The following is a 17,766-nucleotide window of genomic DNA, read 5'->3' as shown; positions in this document are numbered from 1 at the left end:
GCCCCTTCCCGTGACCCTCACTCTGCTGCACGACGTCCGCCCCTGGGGAGGTGCGCCCGCCGACGTGCTCGTGGACGCCGACGGCATCCGCGAGATCGCCGCCCCCGGCACGATCGACCCCGCGATCACCACCGCGGATGCCGTGACGATCGACGGCGACGGCGGCATCCTGATCCCCTCGTTCAGCGACGTGCACGTGCACCTCGACTCGACGCGCATGGGTCTGCCGTTCCGACCGAACACCGCCGGAGAGACGCGTTGGTCGCACATCATGAACGACCGCGAGAACTGGCGCTCCGCCGAGCGCCCGGTCGCCGAACGGGCGACGTACACGCTCGGCCGCATGATCGCCCAGGGCGCCACTCGCGTGCGCAGTCACGCGCAGGTGGATGCCGATTCGGGATTGGAGAAGTTCGAGGGCGTGCTCGCCGCGCGCGAGGCGCATCGGCAGCGTGCGGCGGTCGAGATCGTCGCGTTCCCGCAGGTCGGCATCCATCTCGAAGACGGTGTTCCCGATCTGTTGGATGCGGCCCTGCGTTCGGGAGCCGACCTCATCGGCGGCATCGACCCGTGCGAGATCGATCGCGATCCGGTGCGCCACCTCGACACGGTCTTCGACCTGGCCGACCGCCACGGCGTCGGCGTGGACATCCACCTGCACGAGGGCGGATCGCTCGGGCTGTTCTCCCTCGACCTGGTCCTCGAGCGCACCCGGGCACTCGGCATGACCGGGCGCGTGAGCGTCTCGCACGCGTTCTCGCTGGCCGATCGCTCCGCCGGCGTCGATCGGGCCCTGGAGCAGATCGCGGAGCTCGACGTCGCCCTCACGACGATCGCCCCCAAGGGCTCGCTGTCGGTCCCCCTCGATCTCCCCGTCGAGCGCCTGCTCCAGATGGGCATCCGTGTGGGGCTCGGAATGGACGGACAGCGCGACTACTGGTCGCCGTGGGGTGACGGCGACATGCTGGAGCGCACCTGGATGCTCGCGTTCACGCAGGGCTTCTCCCGCGACGATCTCATCGAGGACTGCCTGGCGATCGGCACCTGGGGCGGCGCTTCGGTCATCGACGCCGCACTGCCCCGACTCGCTCCCGGCGTCCGCCCCGGCCTCGCCGTCGGCGACCCGGCGGAGCTCGTCGTCGTCCGCGGCGACACGCCCACCGCCGCCGTGATGGACCGTGACCCGCGGCGCATCGTCATCCACCGCGGTCGCGTGGTCGCCCAGGACGACGAGCTGACATGACCACGAAGATCCTCGCGGTCAACTGCAACACCGATACGGCCATGACCGCGGCGATCGCGGCGATCGGCCAGGCGGCGGCCTCACCGGGAACGACGGTCGTCGGCGTGACCCCGGCGTGGGGTCCCGCGTCGGCCGAAGGGTATGTCGAGAGCCTGGTGACCGCGACGGCGGTGATGGATGCCGTCGCCCGCCGCACCGACGCCTTCGACGCCGTCGTGATGGCGGGCTTCGGCGAGCACGGTCGGGAGGGGATGCGCCAGCTCATCACCCAGCCCGTCGTCGACATCACCGAGGCGGCCGTGTTCACCGCATGCCTGCTGGGTCATCGCGTCGGCGTCGTCACGACGGTGGCCTCAGCGCTCGCCGGCATCCACGACAGCATCACGACGATGGGCATGGCCGGCCGCTGCTGCTCCGTGCGCGCGGCCGACGTGCACGTCTCGAGCATCGGCGATGATGTCGCCCGCACCGCCGACGCGCTCGAGGGCACGGGACGCGCCGTGCTCGCCGACGGCGCCGACGTGCTCGTGCTCGGATGCGCCGGTTTCGCCGGACTGGATGCCGAGCTGGAACGCCGGCTGGGGGTGCCCGTGGTCGACGGCGTCGCCGCCGCCGTGCGCTGGGCCGAGAGCCTGGTCGCCCTCGGCAAGCGCACCAGTACGGCCGGTCCGTACGCGCCGCGCGACCGCGAGAAGGTGTGGTCAGGACCACCCCTGGGAGCTCTCCGTCTGTTGACCTGAAAGTTCATTCATGACGTCAGGTCGTCGGAGTAGGATGCGGTCATGACGCTCCTCGACGGCATCACCTCCCGGATCATCGACACCGATCGCCTGCGCGTCGGCATCCTCGAACGCCGCGGCGACAACCCGGCCGCGACCGCGGATCAGACGGTGATCCTGGTGCACGGCAACGTGTCGTCCAGCCTGTTCTGGCAGGAGCTCATGCAGGATCTGCCCAGCGATCTGCGGGTCGTCGCCATCGACCTCCGCGGCTTCGGCGAGACCGAGAGCGCGCCCGTCGACGCGACGCGCGGCGTCCGTGACTTCAGCGACGACGTGTTCGCCACGCTGCAGGCGCTGGGCATCGAGACGGCCCACCTCGTCGGCTGGTCGATGGGCGGCGGCGTGGTCATGCAGTACGCGATCGACCACCCCGCACGCTCCCTCACGCTGCAGGCTCCGGTCTCGCCCTACGGCTTCGGCGGCACCCGCCGCGACGGATCGCGCGTGACCGCCGACGATGCGGGTTGCGGTGCGGGCGGCGCCAACCCCGACTTCGTCCAGCGCCTCACCGACCGCGACACGACCGACGAGGCCCCCACGTCGCCGCGCAGCGTCTTCCGCTCGGGTTACGTCGCGCCCGGCTACGCGAGCGCGCACGAGGACATCTGGGTCGAGTCGATGAACACCACCTCCACCGCGACGGGCAACTACCCCGGCGACAGCGTCGCCAGCGAGAACTGGCCGGGATTCGCCGCCGGACGGCTGGGCGTGCTGAACACCATGGCGCCGCAGTACTTCGACACGTCGGCGATCGTCGAGATCAGTCCCAAGCCGCCCGTCCTCTGGGTGCGCGGCTCCGCCGACGCGATCGTCTCGGACGCCTCGTTCTTCGACATCAACCACCTCGGCGCGCTCGGCGTGATCCCGGGGTGGCCGGGCGCCGAGCTCGCCCCCGCGCAGGAGATGGTGTCGCAGACCCGCGACGTGCTCGACGCCTACCGCGCGGCGGGAGGCACCGTCACCGAAGTGGTCTTCGAGGGCGTCGGCCACGCGCCGCACCTGGAGCGGCCCGCACAGTTCCGCCGCGCCCTGCTGGAGAACATCGGCTACATCGGCCGGCCGGCCGATCCCGCCCCGCCCACCGAGGCGATCATCCTCAGCTCCTCCGACTGAGCCGGGGCACCTCGTCAGCGACGGGCGTCGAAGAAGGTGCGCAGCAGAGCGCGCGCGTCATCCTCGAGGATGCCGCCGACCACCTCGGCCCGCACCGGAAGCCGCCGGTCGCGCAGCACGTCGTACACCGATCCGGCAGCTCCCGCCTTCTCGTCCCACGCGCCGAACACGACGCGCGTGATGTGCGCCTGCAGAATGGCGCCCGCGCACATCAGGCAGGGCTCGAGGGTGACCGCGAGCGTGCACCCCTCCAGATTCCAGCTGCCGAGGGATGCCGCGGCCTCGCGCAGCGCCATGATCTCCGCGTGGGCGGTGGGATCGGCCGTGGCCTCGCGCCGATTGCGTCCGACGCCGATCACGGTGCCCGCGGCATCCCGCACGACGGCACCCACCGGGATCTCGCCCGCGGCACCGGCCTCGGCGGCGAGCGCGAGCGCGCGACGCAGCGCGCTCTCGTCGTCGGCACGCACGGGCAGGCTCATGCCTTCAGCGTAGGCTGAGATCATGCGCGTGCACGTTGCCGATCACCCCCTCATCACCCACAAGCTGACCGTGCTGCGCGACGAGCGCACACCGTCGCCGGTGTTCCGTCAGCTCACCGAGGAGCTGCTGACGCTTCTCGCCTACGAGGCGACCCGCAGCGTGCGCGTCGAAGAGGTCGAGATCCAGACGCCCGTCACGACGACGACCGGGGTGCGCATCTCCGAGCCGCGACCCCTCGTGGTGCCGATCCTGCGCGCCGGCCTCGGCATGCTCGACGGAATGGTGAAGCTGCTGCCCACCGCCGAGATCGGCTTCCTCGGCATGGCGCGCAACGAAGAGACCCTGCAGCCCTACACGTACGCCGAGCGCCTTCCCGACGACCTCAGCGACCGCCAGTGCTTCGTTCTCGACCCGATGCTCGCGACCGGTGGATCGCTCGGCGCGGCGATCGACTTCCTCTTCGCCCGCGGCGCGCAGGACGTGACCGCGATCTGCATCCTCGGCGCACCCGAGGGCGTCGCGAAGATCGAGGAGCTCGTGGGCGAGCGCGACGTGACCCTCGTGCTCGGTGCGCTCGACGAGCGCCTGAACGAGAAGGGCTACATCGTTCCCGGCCTCGGGGACGCCGGCGACCGCCTCTACGGCACCGTCTGAGCCCCCTCGAGGGTCACAACCACCGACGCCGCTTGAAGATCAGGTAGAGCACGGTGGGGAAAGCCACCATCACACCGAGGGCGACGGGATAGCCGTACTCCCAGTGCAGTTCGGGCATGACGTCGAAGTTCATGCCGTAGACCGTGCCGATCAGCGTCGGGGCGAAGATGATCGCCGCCCACGAGGAGATCTTCTTCACCTGTTCGTTCTGGGCCAGATTCACCTCGGTCTGGCGCCGCGAGACGAGCGCGGAATGCACGATGAGCGCCTTGTCGAGCACGGCACGGAAGCCGTCGATGCGCTCGGTGACGCGGAGGGCATGGTCGCGGACATCGCGCAGCCGCCGCTGCAACTCGATGTCGACGTGGTAGGCGTCGTGGCCGCGTTGCAGCCACTCGATGATCGGGACGAGCGGGTGCGTGGCCCGCGCGAAGCGGTTCAGCTCGCCCGACAGCTCGTAGATGCGGCGCGACAGCGCATCGTCGTCCGCGTCGCCGAACAGGTCGTCCTCGATCTCGTCGATGTCGTTCTCGATGCCGGCCACCAGAGGCTCGTACTCATCGACGACACGGTCGAGCACGGCGTACAGCACCGCTTCCGATCCCAGCGCCAGCAGTTCCGGCTGCTGTTCGAGGCGCCGCCGCACGGCCCCGAGATCGGGCGATTCGGCGTGACGGATGGTGATGACGAAGTCGGGGCCGACGAACAGATGCAGCTCGCCGATGTCGAGCTCTTCGCGCTCGTCGTCGTAGCGCGCGGGACGCAGCACGACGAACAGCGTGTCGCCGTACCGCTCGACCTTCGAACGCTGGTGACCCAGAGCCGCGTCCTCGATGGCGAGGGGATGCAGTTCGAACTCCGTCGCGACCGATGCCAACTCTTCGTCCGACGGACGGTACAGGCCGATCCACGCGAAACCCGCGTGCGCCTCCTGGAGGGCATAGGCCTCGTCGAGCGAGGCGGGGGTGGCGACGCGCACGCCGTCCTTGTAGACGGCGTTGTCGATCAGGGTCATGGGTCTCTCCTCGAGGACACGCGGTCGCCGGGCGCCGCGAACGGGCACGCGCGAAGGATCGCGCGCACGTCCGTGCGTGCCGGAGCGGCACGCACGAGAGCGCCGCGGGTGCGCCGGCCTCAGAGCGAGAGGATGCCGGCGGCGAGCACCGCGGCGCGCCTACTATCGTCTGCCATGGTGTCTCACCGCCTCTGATCACGGCTCGTCGTGATCGGATGCACGGGGACGAGCCTCCGGGAGTATATCCCCCCAAGATGACGCGCACCGGGCACGACCGTGCGCGGCCGCGGAGACGGGCTGCGTCACCCTTCGGCGCGTCGTCCGGTCTCCTGTTCCCAGAACTCCAGCTGCTGGGTGAGCGCCTTCGCGAGCTCGAACACCTGCTGCGGCGGGATGCGCACCCGCTGCACCACCCGCCCGGGAACGACGGTGACGGGAGCGCCGTCGGCATCCACCCCGGCTTGCGGGGGCCGCACGAGGGAGACGAAATCCATCACGAAGACGTCGGGCGTGTGCCAGACGTTGGCGAAGTCGGCGAAGCTGCCGGCGATCGCCTCCGGCGGCAGATCGATCTCGAACTGCCGGGGCATCTCATCGCTCATGTCGCGCTCCTGTTCGCCGCGTCGCGGAGGCATCGTCCGGCGGGACACGACCGGTGAGCCTCGAGCGGTACGCCGAGTCTACGGCGCGTCCGCGCCGACGAGACGGGCGAAGGCGCTGAGCCGGGCGACACCGTCGGGGGTGCGGGGCAGGTCGTCGAGCAAGCCCGTGCCGTACACCACGAACGCGGTGTGCTCGGCTCGCGAGACGGCCACGTTCAGACGGTTCTGCAGCAGCAGGAACTCGAGTCCTCGGGGTGCATCACGACCGCTGGATGCCGCGAGCGACACGATCGCGACGGCCGCCTCCTGGCCCTGGAACTTGTCGACGGTTCCGACCGGGATCTCTCCGAGCCCGGCGTCCGCCAGAACGGACTCGACGAGCACCTGCTGCGCGTTGTACGGCGTGACGACGATCAGATCCGCTGCCGTGAGCGGTCGCGGCGGCACATGTGCGGACGGTGTCCACGCCCGACCGAGCAGATCGCGGGCGAGGGCGAGGACGGCGTCGGCCTCCTCCGGCGACTGCGTGGCGTTGCCCGCATGCGTCAGCGCCACCGGAACGACGCCGGCCGCGACCCCCTCGAGGCGACGAGCCGAGGTGGAGGGGTGGGCAGCGAGTCGCCCCTCGTAGGAGAGCTGGGAGACGGGACCGGCGACCTCGGGGCGCATGCGCCGGGTCTGCGCGAGGAAGAAACCCCGGTCGTCGGGGACGACGGCGGCGCCGTCCATCACCCATCCGAGCGCGGAGGTGTCGACCGGCTCGGGGTGGGTTCCCTGGCTCACCTGCGGCAACTGCTGCGGATCGCCGAGCAGCAGCAGACGCGGTGCCGCGACCGACACCGCAATGGTGGAGGCGAGCGAGAACTGTCCTGCTTCGTCGATGACGAGCAGGTCCAGGCTCGCGCGGGGCACGCGCCCGGCGTGACTCAGGTCCCACGCCGTGCCCCCGATGACGAAACCCTCCGGGTGGGCTGCGGCGAACGCCGCGTAGCCGTCCTTCGCGATGACGGTGAAGCTCTCGGCGCCGGATGCCGTGCCCTTCGTCGCCTTCGCGACGCGCTCACCCGGCACGCCCGCATCGACGATGCGCGCGAGCATGTTCTCCACGACCGCGTGCGACTGCGCCACGACACCGACGCGGTATCCCTTCTCGCGGACGAGCCGTGCAACCACGTGCGAGCCGACATAGGTCTTGCCGGTGCCCGGCGGACCCTGCACGGCCAGATAGCTGCGGTCGAGGTCGTCGACGGCACGGGCGATCTCGTCGACCGCATCGCCGAGGCCCTCACTGCGGGCGAGCGCGCCCGAGCGCGTGCGCGGAACCCTGCGCAGCAGCAGATCGGTCGCGGCGTCGGACGGGAACGCTGCGGAGTGCAGGGGCGCAGCCTGGATGATCGCGTCGGCCCACTGGTCGATGGCCGCCTGTTGCGACCCGGCCTGCGGCGGCGCGGGCGGTGTGGAGGCGATCGGCAGCTCCTGCCAGGTGAACCCCTGAACGGAGTTCTCCTCCACGACCATGCCGTCATCGAGGACGTCGACGACGCGGACCGAACGTGCAGCGTGGATCCATCGCGGGCTGGTGTCGACCGGGAACGGTGTCGGCAGCTCGTACAGCAGGAAGACCGCACCCCCCGCGGACAGCTTCGTGCCCGGCGCGAGATCGCCGCGCAGCTCGATCACGCGACGCTGGACGCGTCCGCCCTCCGGTACGTGCCAGTCGCTCAGGACTCGGCACCGATCGTGATCGAAGACGACGACGTCGCGGGTGTCCTCCCAGATCGAGACGGGCTCACGCAGCCGCAGGAAGTGCGTCGCCCAGAAGGTCTTCGCCTCGCGGGGGTAGTAGTCGATCGCCGCGGCGGCGAGCTTGAGCGCGGTGACCGCGGCCACATCGGGGGCATCGTCCCTCTCGGCAGCGCCCGCCATGCGCGTGAGCGCATCGGCACGCGGGGACGGTTCGTACGGACGCTCTGCGGCGTCGACGTCTGCCGAGGGCAGGAGCTTGGACTCCCGGGCCCGCTCGACCAGCCAGTTGCGCAAGCGCCGGGTCGAGACGCAGTCGTAGCGGTTGTAGTCGGCGAGATCGTCGAGAATCGCCGCTCCCGCGGCATCCGCCCCCGCGTCGATCAGCTCGCGCGCCTCGACATACTTGACGATCGAGTCGTCGCCGCGCTGCACGTCGCTGGTGCGCACCTCGGCGCCCATGTAGAGCGGTTCGAGCTTCTTGATCGAGTACGAGCGCGATCCCACGCGAAGGGCGCGCCGGACGATCGGGTAGAGGTCGACGAAGACGCCCTCACGCAACAGCGTGTCGACCTCGGCCTCGCGCACACCGTAGCGGGCGGCCATCGCCAGCAGATGCGTCGGTTCGTACGGCGCGTAGTGGTAGATGTGCATTCCGGGGTGGGCGCGCCGGCGCAGCGCCACCACATCCAGGAAATCCTCGAGCGCCCGCTTCTCATCGGCAAAGGAATGCGCCCACAGCGCCGCGTATTGCTCGTCGTCGTCGACCCAGCCGAACAGGTAGTCGATGCCCCACATCGCTCCCACCCCGTCGGCGGCTTCGGTGTAGAGCGGGTCTCCCTCGAAGTCGAAGAAGAGGTCGCCGCGGTCGGGCCGGGGCAGCGCTCCGATCGCCTTCGGAAAGACCACCTCGAAGGTCGGCACCGGCGGCGCGGCCGCGGTTGCCGTCTCCCCCACGCCGCCCGCCGGGCTGTCCAGCTGCAAGCGCGCCTGCGTACGCAGGCCGGCGAACGTGTCACCCGACATCCGCTCGGGAGGCGCGCTCGCGGCGGCCAGGTCGTCGATGGTATGGATGCCGGCGGCGCGCAGCCGGTCACGCTGCACGGGTCGCATCCCCGCGACGAGCAGCAGGTCGCGATGGGCGACGACCTCCGCATCGCAGGTCGCGCATCGGCCGCACGCCACGATCCTGAGCTCACCCCGGTCGTCTCCCCACGCGATCGGAGCGCCCGTAGCGCCCGCCGCGATGTCGCGGTCGGCGACGAGCGCCCGCAGTCGCTGCCTGCGCAACCGGAAGACGGGCAGGAGGTCGCTGACGGCGTGCGTCGAGGTCGTGCCGTCGCCGAGCAGCAACTCCACACGGCCGCTGCGCGGCACTCCCAGCCGGTCGAGCTGGTCGGCATATGCCGCAAGCTGCATCAACGCCGTCACGCGTGCGTGACGCGCGAGTTTGGTGTCCTGCACGACCCACGGGTTGGCGGCGGCATCCGCGGGGCGAGCGGGGTCGTCGCGCACGAGGAAGTCGGCGAATCCGACGAACTCCTCGGTGGCGAACACCGCCTGATAGATGACCGCGACGGCGGGGTCGGCCAGCGCCGCCGTCGTCGCGGCCACCGCAGCCGCGACGGCCGCGGCATCCGACGATCGCGTCTCGGGCAGTTCCACGACACGTCCGGGATACTGCGCGCGGTAGGCCTCCAGCTGGCGCAGCTCGTGCTGGGTGCCGAGCCGACCGGCGCGCTCGAGGGTGAGGTCTTCGGGTTCGACGACCGCCGGCACCCGTCCGAGCTTGGCGTCGATCGCACGCAGCCACGCGAACTCGCACTCGGCGGCTGCTTTCAGATCGCTCGCGCTCCAGACGATGCGCGCACCGTCGCCGGTGTCCTCGATGTATCGCATGTCACCCTTCCGCCTTCGACGCTAGTCGGCGCCGCCGACATCGCCCAGCGCCTGCGCACCTGCCAGACTGGAGGGGTGAGCGAGAACCTGCCGTTCGAGAGCGTCTATCGGCACGGGTTCGCCCGGGTCGCCGCCTGTACGATCCCCGTCGCGATCGCCGACCCGGCGCGAAACGCCGAGGCGGTCATCGACGCGGCCCGCGCGCTCAGCGACGATGCCGTCGCCGTCGCCGTCTTCCCGGAGCTCTGCCTGACCGGGTACGCCATCGACGACCTCGTGATGCAGGATGCCGTGCTCGACGCCGTCCACGCCGCCATCGCAAGCCTCGTCTCGGCCTCGCAGCAGCTGCGTCCGCTGCTGGTCGTCGGCGCACCGCTGCGGCTGGGGCCACGCCTCTACAACTGCGCGGTGATCATCCACGGCGGCCGCGTGCTCGGCGTCGCACCGAAGAGCTATCTGCCGACCTATCGCGAGTTCTACGAGGCCCGCTGGTACGCGGCCGGAACGGATGCCCCGGAATCCACCGTGCTGGTCGGCCAGGAGGTGCCCGTCGGCACCGACCTGCTGTTCGCCGCCGACGACGTGCCGGGCCTGGTGGTCCACGCGGAGGTGTGCGAGGACATGTGGGTGCCCGTGCCGCCGTCGTCCACCGCCGCTCTCGCCGGTGCGACCGTGCTCCTGAACCTCTCCGGCAGCCCGATCACCGTCGCGCGGGCCGATGATCGTCACCTTCTCGCGAAGTCTCAGTCGTTCCGCTGCATCGCCGCCTACGTGTACGCGGCCGCGGGCCTGGGCGAGTCGACCAACGACGTGTCGTGGGACGGACAGACGATGATCTACGAGTCGGGCGCCCTCCTGGCCGAGACCGAGCGCTTCCCGGACGGCCCGCGCAGCGCCATCGCCGACATCGACCTCGACCGCATCCGCCAGGACCGCCTTCGCCAGGGCACGTTCGACGACAACCGCCGCGCGGTCGCACCGGCGACGAGTCCGATGCGCACGGTGGCGTTCACGGTCGATCCGCCGGCATCCGACATCGGCCTGCGTCGCCCGCTCGACCGCTTCCCCTTCGTGCCCGACGACCCGGCACGACTCGACCAGGACTGCTACGAGGCGTTCAACATCCAGGTGTCCGCGCTCGAGCAGCGGATGCGCGCGATCGGGTCGCCGAAGCCCGTGATCGGCGTCTCCGGCGGCCTCGATTCGACGCACGCCCTCCTCGTCGTCGCGCGGGCGATGGACCGGATGGGGCGAGCGCGCAGCGACATCCTCGCCTACACGATGCCCGGCTTCGCCACGAGCGATCACACGAAGTCGAACGCCATCGCCCTCGCCGAGGCCATCGGCGCCTCCATCGAGACGATCGACATCCGGCCGATGGCCACCGAGCTGCTGACGGGCATCGGACACCCCTTCGCGAACGGCGAGCCCGTGTACGACGTGACGTTCGAGAACGTGCAGGCCGGGGCGCGCACCGACTTCCTGTTCCGCCTCGCGAATCAGAACGGCGGCCTCGTCGTGGGCACCTCCGACCTGTCGGAGCTCGCCCTGGGGTGGGCGACCTACGGCGTGGGCGACCAGATGAGCCACTACGCGGTGAACGCCGGGGTGCCCAAGACGCTCATCCAGCACCTCATCCGATGGGTCATCGCCCACGCCGGCGACGACGGCATGAGCCTGTCGCCGGCGGCGAAGGACGTGCTGCAGGCGGTGCTGGACACCGAGATCAGCCCCGAGCTGGTGCCCGCGGGCCAGGACGGCAAGGTCCAATCGACCGAGGACACCATCGGCCCCTATGCGCTGCACGATTTCGCGCTGTTCCACGTGCTGCGTTACGGCTTGCGCCCGTCGAAGATCGTCTTCCTCGCAGAGCACGCCTGGCGCGATGCGGATGCCGGTGCATGGCCGCCGGGCTTCCCGGCATCCGACCGCTACGGTTACGACCGCGAGACGATCGTGCGCTGGCTGCGGGTGTTCCTGACGCGCTACTTCGGCTTCGCGCAGTTCAAGCGCACCGCGATTCCCAACGGCCCGAAGGTGCTGGCGTCGGGTTCGCTCTCACCGCGCGGCGACTGGCGTGCTCCCAGCGACGGGAACGCCGCGGTGTGGCTGGCCGAGCTCGACCGCGCCTTCCCTGCCGCCTGAGTGCCCGCGGGAACTCACGCCGCGGGGAGCGTCCCGATCGCGATCGTGATCACCCAGCTGTCGCGTGAGGCGTCGACGAGCGTGTACTTCATGTTGCGGTCCGGGATCCAGCCCTTGAGCCGGCCCATGTCCAACCGCACGTTCTCGGGTGCGACGCGCACCCCGCGACCGTCAGCTTCGAGCACCGCCTGAACCCGGACCCAGTGCTGGAGCAGGTCGGGGATGTTGTTCGGATCGAACAGGTGCGAGTGCTTCTGCATGAGACGGATGTCGGCCGGCTCCGGGGTCATGTCGCGGATGTCGATGCCCAGCGGCAGACCCGGGTCGCAGATGGCGACGACCGTGGCGGCGCGGAAGCTCGCCGTGACGATAGCGATCGGCAGGTCCTCGCCGTCCCGCGAGGCGATCAACCGCGTGTGGTAGCCGAAGCCGCGCGGCGCCTCACGCTCGATACGGATGTCGTTCATGTCGCAGCCGAGGCGTGCGGCGATGAGCTCCTTGGCGAGAAGACGGCGACGATCGTGGACGGTCGTGGCCGGGTCCCAGCCGAGTCGCGCGGCAACCGAGGGCGGAGTGTCGAGCAGAACCGAAGTGAGTGTCATGGCGTCCCTTTCATCGCGCGTCCCGCCGCGTGGATGCACCGGCGGGATGCCGCGTGCTCCCATCCTGGCCCAGGATGACACGTCGCGGTCGCCGAATGCGACGTGAGAAAGGCCGCGGACAGCTGACCGTGAACAAAGTCACAGTGAGTCGATAGGGTCGACTTACCGCCGCCGCGCCCGCCGTCCCTCGGACGGGGCCGCGCGACGTCCCGAGACGACGAAGGAAGAGCAGATGTCGACACCCCCGCCCACGAATCCTCAGGATCCGGACGGCTCGGCCGCCGACGGGCCGGACGCGGTCACCCCCGACGCCGTCGACTCCGCTGCGACCGAGGTCTCGCTTCCCGCGGCCCCGCCTGTCCCGTCCGCGCCCACCGGCGGATACGGAGACGCGTACGTCGCACCGACGGCGCCTCCGCTGCCGCCGGATCCCGGGCAGCCCACCGCGCCCTACGGCGCACCCACCGTCCCCTATGGCGCACCCACGGTCGCCTACGGCGCACCCACGCCTTCGTCTGTCGCCCCCTCGGGACCGCCGACGCCCGACACGCGGTCGAAGGCCATCGCGTGGACGGCACTCGGGCTCGCCGCCGGAGGCACGCTGCTCAGCATCATCGGCATCGTGCCGGTGCCCTGGGTGGGCCTGGTGGCCGTCCTGATCGGCGGCCTGCTGCTGCTGGCGGGCTTCATCTTCTCCATCGTCGGGCTCGCCGGAAAGCGCTACGGCGGAAAGCCCCTCAGCATCACGGCTCTCGTGCTGTCGCTGGTGGGCGCGACGATCGGCTCGTTCGCGCTCATCTGGTCGATCATCCTCGTCGGTGTCTCGTCGGCGGGCTCGTCGATCAGCGAGATGATGAGCACCCCCTCGCCCGTGCCTTCCGTCGAGGTCGACTCCGGCGGCATCCTGCCCGGAGAGGGCGACGGTTCCGCGCCGGCCACGGAGTCGGCCGCGCAGCAGGAGTTCATCGCCGATGTCCGCCCGAAGGTCAACCAGATCCTCGGAGAGGTCGATCCGACGGCGACGCCGGAGATCATCGAGCAGGTCCTCCCCGACGAATCGCTGATCCTCATCGGCGAGACGCTGCTCACGACCGGTGAGGCGGGAATCGACGAGCTCGTGCAGCAGACGATCACCAGCGTCGGAGCCGACGAGAGCTCCGCCGACATGCTGCGAACCCTCTACGGTGAGATCCTGACCTCTGCCCGCACCTACCTGCAGTAGGTCACCGCGCGCGTTCGACGCCGAGGGCCCGAGCGGCATCCTGATGGATGACGCTCGGGCCCTCCGGCGTCGATGCGACCAGCAGCTGGGCCGGCAGCTGCTCCTTCATCGCCTCGACGTGGCTGATGACACCGACGGTACGCCCGCCCGCGCGCAGGTCGTCGAGAGTCCGCAGCGCGAGTTCGAGTGTCTCGGGGTCGAGCGATCCGAAGCCTTCGTCGACGAAGAGCGTGTCCAGACGGATGCCGCCGGCCCGGGCCGTGACGACCTCTCCAAGACCGAGCGCGAGGGCGAGCGAGGCGAGAAAGGTCTCGCCGCCGGACAGCGACTGCGGCGGACGCCGCCGGCCGGTGTGCGCGTCGAGCACGTCGAGGCCCAGGCCCGACGCGCGCCCGCGCGCGGCACGGGCGTCGGAGTGGTGCAGGGTGTAGCGTCCCGACGACATCTCCGCCAGACGCACGTTGGCAGCCGCGACGATCTCCTCCAGTTCGGCGGCCAGCACGAAGGTCTCGAGGTCCATCCGCATCGTGTTCGGCGCCCGCCCGGCCACACTGTCGGCCAGACGGATCACGGCGGCGGCCTCGTCGGCGCTCTCCTGCACCTCCGCCAGGGCACGGTCGACCTGCTGCAGCAGATCCTGGAGCGCCTCGGCCGTGCGGACGGCGCCGGCGTGGGCGGAGATCGCATCGGTGCGCGCGGCATCGGCGAGCTCGACGGCATCGCGAGAAACGTCGACGTCGTGGGCCGAGGGGTCATCGCCGCCGGCGTCGAGTTCGAGTTCGAGAAGTCGAGAGCGCGTCGCCGACAGCTGCGCCGCGTGGTCGGCGATCGCGATGTCGATCCCCTCGATCTCCTCGTCGGAGATGAGCGCCGCCCGGGCCGCGTCGAGATCGTCGAAACCGGAGGCCGCGAGCAGCGCGTCGAGTTCCTGTCGGGCGTCGAGGTGCGCACGAGCACGCTCATCACGTGCGGCATCAGCCACGACGACCGCGCGCGCCCGATCGCGCTCCTCGGCGACGGCGTCGATTCTCGCCGCCACCGTCGCGAACGACCCGCGCGCCGCGGTGACGACCGCGTCGAGGCGGGAGATGTCGGACTCGGCCGCGCGGGCACGCTCGCGCGCCGTCGCGAGGTGTTCGACGCACGCCGCGCGCCGCTCGTCGTCGGCCGCGGCGGCCTGCTCGGCACGCGCGCGGCGCTGCGAGAGGCCGGCGAGTTCCGCGGCCGCACGCTCGGCCTCGGCCTGCGCCGCGGACGTGGCGGCGAGCCTCTCCTCGGCCTCGGCTCCGTCGAGGCCGCCGGCGGCGATGCGGGCCGCAGCGACAGCTTCCCGTGCGAGGCCGGCACGCTCGCGCGCGTCGGCCTCGGCGACGGACGCCTCGTCTCGCGCGCGCTCGGCCGCCACCAGCAGGTCATCGGTGACGGGCTCGTCGGCGGGCGGCGAGGGGTGGGGATGCTCGGTGGAGCCACAGACCGGGCACGGCTCCCCGGGAACGAGCGCGGCCGCAAGGTCCGCCGCGACGCCGGCGACACGTCGACGCAGCAGCGCACCGAGCGCAGCCGAGGCGGCCTCGGAGTCCGTCAGCGCGGTCGCGTACGCAGCCTCGGCCGCGGCGAGCGCGGCCGCGAGGTCGTCGGCACGATGGGCCGCAGCGACGACCTCGCGCAGACGCAGGTGCTCGGCACGCAGATCGTCGAGACGCGCCGCGGCGACCGACACGGCGGCGATCTCGGCGTCGATCTGGGCACGCTCGGCGGGACGGGCGGCGCGGCGGTCATCGATGTCCGCGAGGTCGTGCTCGCGCGCCACGATCGCGGCGATCGCAGCCTCGTGCTCGACCCGACGCGCGACGAGGTCCCGCTCCTGAGCGGCTGCGATCTCCCACCGGGCGAGATCACCGGTGAGCTGCTCGACCGCGCGAGCGGCATCGGCTGAAGCGTCCGTGCGGCCCGCACGCCACCGATCCCGAGCCGTGTCGGCGTCGTGCGCCGCCGCCGCCGCAGCGCGCTCGGCACGCTCGAGAGAGTCGAGAGGGGCGCGCAGCACCGCGGCGGCACGCCCGCCATCCAGCCGGCGGCGCGCACGTGCGATCTCGTCGGCGCGGGCCTCGAGTTCACCGAGGCGGTGGCGCAGCGTCTGTCGCTCCTGCGCGCGCGCCGCGGCGGCCACGACCGCGGCGTGCGCGGCGGCCGCGGCGGCGAAACGCTCCTCGGTCGCCGTGCGCGCGAACTCCGCCTGTTCGACGCGGTACCGCGCGCGGCGGTGCGCCCGCGCGAGATCCTCGCGACGGGTCGCCACGGGCGCCGGCGCGGGATCCGCGCGCCGCGGGTCGGGGCGCGCCGCAAGCTCTGATCCGCCCGCGTGCTCGTCGGCGAGGTCGTCGGCGCCGTCCTGCGCCTCGCGGGTGTCGAGATCGTGAGCTCGGGCCAGCCTCTCGCCCTCCTCGACGAGCGTGCGCGCACGCGAGTCGACAGCGGCCAGAGCCGTCTCCGCCTCTCGGCGCCGGCTATCGAGCTCATCACGGTACTGCTCGAATCGACGCGTACCGAAGAGCGTGCGCAGCAGGCCCTGGCGCTCCTCACCGGAGGCGAGCAGAAACCGCGAGAACTTGTTCTGCGCCAGAAGGATCACCTGCTGGAACTGCTGCGCGTTCAGACCGAGGATCTCGCCGAGAGCCTCGCCGACCGTGCGCGGTTTCGCCGCGCGCCCGACCCATCTTCCCTCGACCAGCTCCTCCAGCTCCGCCCGCGGCGGCTCCGTCGTCAATCCGCCCCCGCGCTTGGCGGGGCGGTCGTATTCCGGCGCCCGCGTCACGCGCCAGCGTCGCGCGCCGACGGTGAACTCCAATCGCACCTCGGTCGGGTCGGAGAGATCCGCGTGGTCGCTGCGCAGACGCTTCTCCCCGCCGTCATAGCGAGGCACGCTGCCATACAGGGCGAAGCTGACCCCGTCGAGAATGCTCGATTTGCCGGTGCCGGTGCGCCCGGAGATCAGGAAGAGTCCGTCGGCATCGAACGCGTCGAAGTCGACGACCTGCGTGTCACGGAAGGGCCCGAAGCCGGTGAGCTCCAAACGGTGGAGCTTCATGCCAACGCCTCGACGACGACGCGCTCCTCGAGGACGTCACGCAGCACCTCGCGCTCTCGCTCCGTCAGCCCCTCGCCGTCACGCACATGTGACAGGAACGCATCGAACAGCTCGAGGTCGCTGCGTGCGGCCCGGACACGATCGGTGTAGCCCCGCCCATCGCTGTGGCGTGCGACGTCCGGCACGTGCACGACCTTTGCGCAGTGCGGAAAGCGCTGCTGCAGCCGACGCAGCGGATCGCGCACCGGAAGATCATCGGTGTACTCGACGCTGACCCATGCGTCGCGGGCGTCGTCGGAGCCGGGGTCGGCCAAGATCTCCTCGAAGGGTCCGCGCAGGGTGACGAGGCGTCGAGGCACCGGCAGCTCGAGCCAGACCGCCGCGGCGGCTCCCTCGGCATCCAGATCGAGGAGCCACGACCCGCGGGGCTTGTGCCCTTCACCGAAGCTGTAGTGCAACGGCGCACCGGCGTAGCGCACATGCGCCGCGAGTTTCTGGCGGCCGTGGATGTGCCCGAGGGCGACGTAGTCGACACCGTCGAAGGCCGACAGCGGGACGACGTCGAGTCCGCCCTGCTGGATGTCGCGCTCGAGGTGGGGAGTCGGCTCCACGCCGGCGGCGAAGCAGTGCGCGATCGCCACCGTCCGTCCCCCACGGGAGGCATGATCAGCGCGGACGAGGTCCATCGCGCGGCCGACCGCATCGGCCTGCGTACGCACCCCGGGCCACACTGCACGCACGAGGGCGGGTTCGAGGAAGGGGATGCCGTAGAAGTGCACCGGCCCGTGCTCGTCCGACACGGTGATCGGCTCGCCGATCGCCGTCGGGTCGGTGCGCACGTGGATGCCGTCGCGCAGCAGAGCCGCCTGGAAGCCGAGCCGCGCCGCGGAGTCGTGATTGCCGCTGGTCACGATGACCTGCGCACCAGTATCGGCGAGGGCCCGCAGCGTCTCGGACAGCAGCGTGTAGCAGGCGGCCGCCGGCGTCGCGGAATCGAAGACGTCGCCCGCCACGACGACCACGTCGACCGCGTGGGCGCGGACCTGATCGGTGAGCGTCTCGAGCACGCCACTGAGCGCCTCGAGCGTCGAATGACCGTGGAAGGTCCGCCCGATGTGCCAGTCGGAGGTATGCAGGATGCGCATGGCACCACGCTAAGCGCAGCCGCCGACATC

Annotated in this window: 13 protein-coding genes; 6 read left to right on the top strand and 7 right to left on the bottom strand. The window is 71.1% G+C overall.

Annotated features, from left to right (window positions below; all coding sequences use genetic code 11):
• Positions 1-10 precede the first annotated feature (10 nt).
• The 3 genes from PP359_RS11780 to PP359_RS11770 are packed head-to-tail and all read left to right on the top strand — an operon-like array spanning position 11 to position 3,138.
• Positions 11-1,243 carry an amidohydrolase family protein gene (locus PP359_RS11780; RefSeq protein WP_083868061.1) on the top strand — a complete coding sequence of 411 codons (1,233 nt, stop codon included), beginning with the start codon at positions 11-13 and terminating at the stop codon, positions 1,241-1,243.
• The gene (locus PP359_RS11775; protein ID WP_112931768.1) at positions 1,240-1,983 is read left to right on the top strand and encodes an aspartate/glutamate racemase family protein; all 744 of its coding nucleotides are present in this window, start codon (positions 1,240-1,242) and stop codon (positions 1,981-1,983) included. Before PP359_RS11780 ends, PP359_RS11775 begins: the two co-directional genes overlap by 4 nt.
• A gap of 42 nt (positions 1,984-2,025) precedes the next feature.
• Complete coding sequence (locus PP359_RS11770; RefSeq protein WP_036321998.1) at positions 2,026-3,138, top strand: alpha/beta fold hydrolase; 1,113 nt, start codon at positions 2,026-2,028, stop codon at positions 3,136-3,138.
• A 14-nt stretch (positions 3,139-3,152) separates the two neighbouring features.
• On the opposite strand, the gene PP359_RS11765 is transcribed toward PP359_RS11770, so the two are convergent.
• A complete protein-coding gene (locus tag PP359_RS11765) occupies positions 3,153-3,620 on the bottom strand; it encodes a nucleoside deaminase (RefSeq protein WP_499250661.1) in 468 nt (155 codons plus the stop codon).
• A 22-nt stretch (positions 3,621-3,642) separates the two neighbouring features.
• Between PP359_RS11765 and upp the strand changes: the two genes are divergently transcribed.
• On the top strand, positions 3,643-4,275 hold the full coding sequence (upp, locus tag PP359_RS11760) for a uracil phosphoribosyltransferase (protein WP_036322016.1): 633 nt from the start codon (positions 3,643-3,645) through the stop codon (positions 4,273-4,275).
• A 13-nt stretch (positions 4,276-4,288) separates the two neighbouring features.
• Here upp and PP359_RS11755 read toward each other — a convergent pair whose 3' ends face one another.
• The 3 genes from PP359_RS11755 to PP359_RS11745 form a co-directional block, all read right to left on the bottom strand.
• A complete protein-coding gene (locus PP359_RS11755) occupies positions 4,289-5,290 on the bottom strand; it encodes a magnesium and cobalt transport protein CorA (RefSeq protein WP_036287510.1) in 1,002 nt (333 codons plus the stop codon).
• Positions 5,291-5,592: 302 nt separating this feature from the next.
• Positions 5,593-5,892, bottom strand: a complete 300-nt coding sequence (locus PP359_RS11750; protein WP_036322021.1) for a DUF3467 domain-containing protein — start codon at positions 5,890-5,892, stop codon at positions 5,593-5,595.
• A gap of 78 nt (positions 5,893-5,970) precedes the next feature.
• Positions 5,971-9,534: a TM0106 family RecB-like putative nuclease gene (locus tag PP359_RS11745; RefSeq protein WP_347417718.1), complete on the bottom strand. Its 3,564-nt coding sequence runs from the start codon at positions 9,532-9,534 to the stop codon at positions 5,971-5,973.
• Positions 9,535-9,609: 75 nt separating this feature from the next.
• Here PP359_RS11745 and PP359_RS11740 point away from each other — a divergent pair, with 75 nt between their 5' ends.
• Complete coding sequence (locus PP359_RS11740) at positions 9,610-11,679, top strand: NAD(+) synthase (protein WP_499250660.1); 2,070 nt, start codon at positions 9,610-9,612, stop codon at positions 11,677-11,679.
• 14 nt (positions 11,680-11,693) lie between these two features.
• On the opposite strand, the gene PP359_RS11735 is transcribed toward PP359_RS11740, so the two are convergent.
• Positions 11,694-12,281: a 4'-phosphopantetheinyl transferase family protein gene (locus PP359_RS11735; RefSeq protein ID WP_036318500.1), complete on the bottom strand. Its 588-nt coding sequence runs from the start codon at positions 12,279-12,281 to the stop codon at positions 11,694-11,696.
• Between the two features lie 232 nt (positions 12,282-12,513).
• Here PP359_RS11735 and PP359_RS11730 point away from each other — a divergent pair, with 232 nt between their 5' ends.
• Positions 12,514-13,503: a hypothetical protein gene (locus PP359_RS11730; RefSeq protein WP_476153282.1), complete on the top strand. Its 990-nt coding sequence runs from the start codon at positions 12,514-12,516 to the stop codon at positions 13,501-13,503.
• Position 13,504: 1 nt separating this feature from the next.
• On the opposite strand, the gene PP359_RS11725 is transcribed toward PP359_RS11730, so the two are convergent.
• On the bottom strand, positions 13,505-16,591 hold the full coding sequence (locus tag PP359_RS11725; RefSeq protein ID WP_135949859.1) for an AAA family ATPase: 3,087 nt from the start codon (positions 16,589-16,591) through the stop codon (positions 13,505-13,507).
• A complete protein-coding gene (locus PP359_RS11720; RefSeq protein ID WP_112931775.1) occupies positions 16,588-17,736 on the bottom strand; it encodes an exonuclease SbcCD subunit D in 1,149 nt (382 codons plus the stop codon). The genes PP359_RS11725 and PP359_RS11720 overlap by 4 nt, the downstream gene beginning before the upstream one ends.
• Between the last annotated feature and the right edge of the window lie 30 nt (positions 17,737-17,766).

The organism is Sphingomonas sp. BLCC-B65 (genome assembly GCF_028550675.1).
GTDB lineage: Bacteria > Actinomycetota > Actinomycetes > Actinomycetales > Microbacteriaceae > Microbacterium.
The sequence above is the reverse complement of the archived record's forward strand: the minus strand, read 5'-3'. Positions and strand labels throughout refer to the sequence as shown.

Bases quoted from the DNA above. Each gene is read 5' to 3' on its own strand.
- PP359_RS11775 (WP_112931768.1), top strand. From the start codon at position 1,240: ATGACCACGAAGATCCTCGCGGTCAACTGCAACACCGATACGGCCATG.
- PP359_RS11770 (WP_036321998.1), top strand. From the start codon at position 2,026: ATGACGCTCCTCGACGGCATCACCTCCCGGATCATCGACACCGATCGC.
- PP359_RS11765 (WP_499250661.1), bottom strand. From the start codon at position 3,620: ATGAGCCTGCCCGTGCGTGCCGACGACGAGAGCGCGCTGCGTCGCGCG.
- upp (WP_036322016.1), top strand. From the start codon at position 3,643: ATGCGCGTGCACGTTGCCGATCACCCCCTCATCACCCACAAGCTGACC.
- PP359_RS11755 (WP_036287510.1), bottom strand. From the start codon at position 5,290: ATGACCCTGATCGACAACGCCGTCTACAAGGACGGCGTGCGCGTCGCC.
- PP359_RS11750 (WP_036322021.1), bottom strand. From the start codon at position 5,892: ATGAGCGATGAGATGCCCCGGCAGTTCGAGATCGATCTGCCGCCGGAG.
- PP359_RS11745 (WP_347417718.1), bottom strand. From the start codon at position 9,534: ATGCGATACATCGAGGACACCGGCGACGGTGCGCGCATCGTCTGGAGC.
- PP359_RS11735 (WP_036318500.1), bottom strand. From the start codon at position 12,281: ATGACACTCACTTCGGTTCTGCTCGACACTCCGCCCTCGGTTGCCGCG.
- PP359_RS11730 (WP_476153282.1), top strand. From the start codon at position 12,514: ATGTCGACACCCCCGCCCACGAATCCTCAGGATCCGGACGGCTCGGCC.
- PP359_RS11725 (WP_135949859.1), bottom strand. From the start codon at position 16,591: ATGAAGCTCCACCGTTTGGAGCTCACCGGCTTCGGGCCCTTCCGTGAC.
- PP359_RS11720 (WP_112931775.1), bottom strand. From the start codon at position 17,736: ATGCGCATCCTGCATACCTCCGACTGGCACATCGGGCGGACCTTCCAC.